The sequence below is a fragment of the Rhodococcus sp. EPR-134 genome, from assembly GCF_001647205.1.
In the GTDB taxonomy this organism is placed as follows: domain Bacteria; phylum Actinomycetota; class Actinomycetes; order Mycobacteriales; family Mycobacteriaceae; genus Rhodococcus_F; species Rhodococcus_F qingshengii.
The window spans coordinates 1-4794 of the sequence record NZ_LVCT01000313.1; the positions used below are offsets into that span (position 1 = coordinate 1).

Sequence of the window (4794 nt, forward strand, 5' to 3'; positions counted from 1 at the left end):
GGTCCCGTCCGACCCGAATGTGAGTTCGGCGCTGCCACGGACCTACGCGCAGGCGTGCTCCGACGTTCTCCGGTACCTCGACGCATACCAGCCGGCCATCGACGAGTCCGGAGAGGAAATGGGCATGACGCGTGAATCATTGGCAAACGACATGCTGACCTCCATCCAGGCTTATCCCGAATGGTCGAGCCTGTCTGCCGACGAGCAGGCCGAGGTCACTCGCGGATTCGCCGCAGCGACCGCGGGAAGTTGCTGACCTACTTTCAGAACAACGATTCCTGAATCGCCACGCCAGGGGACTCGAACTCGCCGACGGTGATGGTTCGACCGACCAGTCCGGACACGTCCGCGACAAAGCGTGGCGATTCAGAGTCGGGGTCGATCCGCAGCGAGGCGATCGAACCGGCAAGGCCCTCCAGATACAAGGAATGTTCCCCGGACTCGAAAGTGTGCGGATACGCGATCAACGGTGCCGCATCGAAGACCACGTCAGCGCACGCCGGCGCCGTCCATTCTTCGGGAGCCTCCAGGATCTCGATTCCGTCGATGTCCGATCCGATGTCATTCAGCTCGTCTTTGATCGACGATACGAAGTGGTGCAACGACTTTCGTAGTTTCTCTCGATCCAAGGGACCTGTCAACGCTTCGATCTTCCGAGACGTACGTATTGCCTGGCTCAAGTGGAAGTGCTCCGAAACTCGGGCTTCGAGGGCGCGAATGCTGTAACCGTCCGTCGACCGCGCTACGAACAATGCGCAGACTGCCCCTTGTTCGGCGACTCGCGGATGCTTGCGGAACTCGGACGCCGTCCCCACCTTCATCTGGCCGCCGGCGAATACGTCGACGTAGAGCCATTGTGGTTGTGCGAGGTAGGTACGCACATTCGGATGAATGTGCGCGCCGCTGACGTGTGCCTGATGAACCGTGGTGAACCCCTCACGATTTCGGCATCGGTCGCATTGGCGTCCTGCGGTGACCGTCGCCCCGCGGTCGCACGGCGAGTGTCCTGGACCTTCGGCGGTGAGATCTCGCCAGCCGAGGCAGCGGCGGCCCTTCGTCTCGTCGACGGAGAATCGCAGCACCGAGTCGTGAGTGAAGAAGGTCGTAGCAGCAGTGGTGTCGTCGACGCATCGGATCCGCGGTGCTGTCGGGTTCGACCAATCGATTCCGCGAACAAGCAGGGTCATGATGAAGTGTCGATTCCTTCTGTAGTTCGCAGGTCGACACCTATGGTAGTCACTGGACGTGCGGGTCAGTGCAGTGGTTGTGCCCCACGTTGTTCGAGCATCAGTGTCATCAGCCCGGATTCCTGACTCTGGGTGTTGATCATGTCGCGGGCGGACTGTTTCACCGGCCCGCTCTCGAGCAGGGCATCGGCGGCCTGCGCCATGGCGATCCCGCCACGGTGGTGGCGTTCCATCAGTTGAAGGAAAAGGACCTCGGCGTCGAGCCCGCGAGCGCTGCTCAGTTTCTCGAGTTCTTCGGTCGTAGCCATACCCGGCATGGAGTCGGTCTCGGTGTCCAGCGTTGCCGGGTGATGACGAGAGTCGCCGGCGCCGCTCGGCGACGCCTCCATCCACGCCATCGGCGTTCTACTATTCGGCGGGACACCGGCCAACCTCAGCCAACCGAGCATGACACCGATTTCCGTTCGTTGAACATCGTCGATCTGCTGGGCCAGTCTCGTCACCGCCGGGTCCACATCGGGACTCAGACGCGCGAGAATGAAGAGGGCCTGTTGATGGTGGGCCGCCATGTCGTGCACGAATCCGATTTCGGTTTCGCTCAGAACAGCTCTCTGCGTGTGGTTCTCGGGTGCGAACAGGGGACGTAATGCTGCGCCGAGTACGAGCAGCATCAGTGCCGCGGCCACGAGTGCGACGGCTTTGACCGATCGCGGCGCCGTCATGATCCCACGGTCGTCTTCTGGTCGGCGGGTGGTGTGTAGACACCGTTTTCGAGTTGCATGGCAACAAAGCCGTTGTCGGCGCACGTCGCCCACAACGTGGTCCCGCGCCATTCGGGCGGGGAGAAGCACCAATCGGTCGAGATGTCGCCGAGAGCGACCATGCCCGACCGCGAACTCAGTGCTTGGCCGGGGTCGAACTGGCCCTGCGCGATCGACTGCGCGATTGCCGGGGTGCTGAGAACGGGTACCCCGATGAGCGACGCGAGAGCGTGTGGCGAGTTGGCGAGTTCGAGATTGTCACCGGTCCGAGCAGGTGGATTGAAGTACGCAATTTCGTGGACGTCGAAGGGATCTCGAACATCGAAGACCCGAATCCCGCTCGAGATCCATCCACATGCGAGCGCAGTCGGGTCGACCGGGCGATCTGCCGAACAGTAGTGAGATTCGTACGCGAACAGCGATCCACCGGCCGCGGACGCCAGCGCAGCGTCTTGATTCTCCGGCAGATTGATTTCGAGCTTCACCGAATTGACGACCGACGGTTCGTCGTCATCGGAGACGTCGATCAATTTGACTCCGCCGGAACCACCTTCGTCGACGGTGAACAGGTACGGCGAACCGTCGTAGGTGACCGGAATGCTGTGTTGGGTGGCCCAACCGTCGGTCCACGAGAGCTGGGACAGTTGGCGCACCCGAGGATTCGGGACGCGGCGCTGAACTTCACTGATATCGAGGACATGTATTCCGCCGAGATTGTTCGACAAGTACATGCGATTTCCGTCGGGACTGATTCCGAATCCGTGCGTCGACAACCCGATGAGGTCCTGCCAGACGACGCGTGGGTTGGCGGGATCGGTGAGATCGACGGCGCTCACCACGCCGGGAGCGGTGCCGGAAGACCAGTAGGTGTTCCCGTCCGGTGAAAATCCTCCCTCGTGATTGGTGATGGGCAGCAGCATCCCCAGATCGGTTCCTGGTCCGGGGTTGAGTAGTTTCGGGTGCGCGCAATCGGAGATGTCGTAGACCGACATCAGGCCGACGCCGGTCAAGAGCGGAACGCCCGTGCCCACCAGCAGCTTTCGCGCGGTGTTGACCTTGAGGCTCTCCCACGTTCCGGCCAGCATCGCGGGTTCGGTCAGCGTGGCGGTGAGAGCAGGATTGGCAGGATCCGATACGTCGAGAACTTGGACGCCCTGGGCGGGGCCCAGGAGGTTCCCGGGGAAGAAACTGCCGACGTACGAGCAGTGTTCGAAGTTGGTGGACGTGATCCCGCCGCCGCGACCCGAGTAGCCGCCGATCTGAGACATGTTGCAGCTGTAGCCGTCTCGGCTGCGTCCGCTGTTTCGGTCCTCGGCCGGAACATCACCCTGCAACCCGGTCTCGGGCATCGATCCCGGGCCGCATTCGGCGCGGCTTGCGGCGGTGGAAGCGACACCCGGGTTCTCGTGGATCGAGCCCGGGGCAGTGGCGGGCTCAGCCGACGCGACGCACACGGGAAGGACGGTGATCAAGGCGACGAGTGCGATGGCAGATCTGGTTCTGATGGTCGTGAACGATTTCATCGAGTCCAACTCCCGGTGCGGGATTGCCTTTCGTATCTCACGGGCAGACGTATCTCACGGACAGGCAGCACGGAGGGCAGGCGCGTGTTCGAGCGCTCACGACGATCGGGTCGGGGTGTGAACCGGTGTCGGGCCGCAACCAACCGGACAATGCTGTCCGGTTGGTATCGTAGTGTGCGTGACATCGTCTGGCCGCGTCAATAGCGGATCTCTCAACAGAGGGCCGAGAGATGCGGCGCGCAATCGTGCGGCACTCGTCTCAGCAGCTCGTGAGGTGTTCGCCACTCAGGGTTTTGCTGCTCCGCTCAGCCTGATCGCCCGCACGGCCGGCGTCGGTCAGGGCAGCCTCTACCGGCACTTTCCCACTCGCGAAAGCCTCGCACTCGCGGTGTTCGACGAGAACATCGTCGAGCTGCAAGATATGGCTGCCGATCCGGATTCGACTCTCGACGATCTTTTTCGATTGTTGGTAGACCAGATCACCACCTCCATCGTGTTCGTGGAGGTCATCAAGCCCGTCTCCTTCGGCGACTCACGACTGAATTCGGCAGGCACCCGCCTGACCGATCTCCTCGAAGGACGCCTCGAGGAGGCGCGTCGAGCTGGGAAGATACGCGAGTCCGTGACTGCTGAGGACGTGATTCTGGCGATCGCGATGTTCGCCGCGATCATGGAACGGACTGCCGAGAGCTCGCGAAAAGAAGTCGCGCACTCGGCCTGGAACCTACTTGTGCAGGGACTGGCCGGGCCGGCAGCGGCGGGCTGAGTCGCGTTCGCCTCGCGCCTCGAGGTGATCGCCTAGGCTCGTGGCATGGCTATTGTCTGGACAGTTCCTCGCGCTATCGGCTCCACCTTGCTCGTTGCTCCGTTGATCAAGGAGTTCCTTGTCGAGGGTGACGGCACCCTCGATGCAAAACTGACTGCGGTCGGTACGGTCTCTGCCTCTCTCGAGAAGCAAGTCGGCCGCACGTTCACCTCGATCAGCGCTGCTTCGGCGGCAATCTTTTCCGGTGCTGCCGGTTCCACCAGCGTGCCAGACGCACTACGTCTGGCCGTGATGCGCACTCTGTCCACCGAGGTCGTCGTCAGGAAGCCCGCTCCGCAGCCGTTCTCCGAGAAGGTCGGGAAGAGGCTGGGGCAGTATGTCTTTGCTTTGCGTGACCCGCGTAACGACCAGGTGTTCCATGTCGGGCACGGCACGGGAAATCAAGTATTCGCGCCGGTGTTCGAAGCGCTCGGTGAACTCGCGAACCTCGAAGGAGCGGACGCTCCGGCCGAGTCGAATGGTGCTGTGACGGCAGCCAAGATCGCTCGGATCCGCGA

General features: G+C 62.3%; 5 protein-coding genes and 1 pseudogene. 3 read left to right on the top strand and 3 right to left on the bottom strand.

Annotated elements, in window-relative coordinates:
* Window positions 1-256, top strand: a pseudogene (locus A2J01_RS14230) (hypothetical protein); the annotation flags it as partial.
* A gap of 7 nt (window positions 257-263) precedes the next feature.
* Here the strand turns inward: A2J01_RS14230 and A2J01_RS14235 are convergent.
* The 3 genes from A2J01_RS14235 to A2J01_RS14245 all read right to left on the bottom strand — a co-directional run bounded on the left by A2J01_RS14235 (window position 264) and on the right by A2J01_RS14245 (window position 3471).
* Window positions 264-1187, bottom strand: coding sequence for a DUF2797 domain-containing protein (locus A2J01_RS14235; RefSeq protein WP_064112935.1), 924 nt, complete (start codon window positions 1185-1187; stop codon window positions 264-266).
* 65 nt (window positions 1188-1252) lie between these two features.
* The gene (locus tag A2J01_RS14240) at window positions 1253-1909 is read right to left on the bottom strand and encodes a DUF305 domain-containing protein (RefSeq protein WP_064112936.1); all 657 of its coding nucleotides are present in this window, start codon (window positions 1907-1909) and stop codon (window positions 1253-1255) included.
* Window positions 1906-3471 (bottom strand): LVIVD repeat-containing protein, encoded by a 1566-nt coding sequence (locus tag A2J01_RS14245; protein ID WP_064112937.1) that lies wholly within the window; start codon window positions 3469-3471, stop codon window positions 1906-1908. The genes A2J01_RS14240 and A2J01_RS14245 overlap by 4 nt, the downstream gene beginning before the upstream one ends.
* Before the next feature lie 178 nt (window positions 3472-3649).
* On the opposite strand from A2J01_RS14245, the gene A2J01_RS14250 reads away from it, so the two are divergent.
* Both A2J01_RS14250 and A2J01_RS14255 read left to right on the top strand, forming a co-directional pair.
* Entirely contained in the window at window positions 3650-4237 is a 588-nt protein-coding gene (locus A2J01_RS14250) for a TetR/AcrR family transcriptional regulator (RefSeq protein WP_223304676.1), read from the top strand.
* A 45-nt stretch (window positions 4238-4282) separates the two neighbouring features.
* Window positions 4283-4794 (top strand): GIY-YIG nuclease family protein (locus tag A2J01_RS14255; RefSeq protein WP_197494223.1); only part of this gene is annotated, 512 nt, incomplete at its 3' end.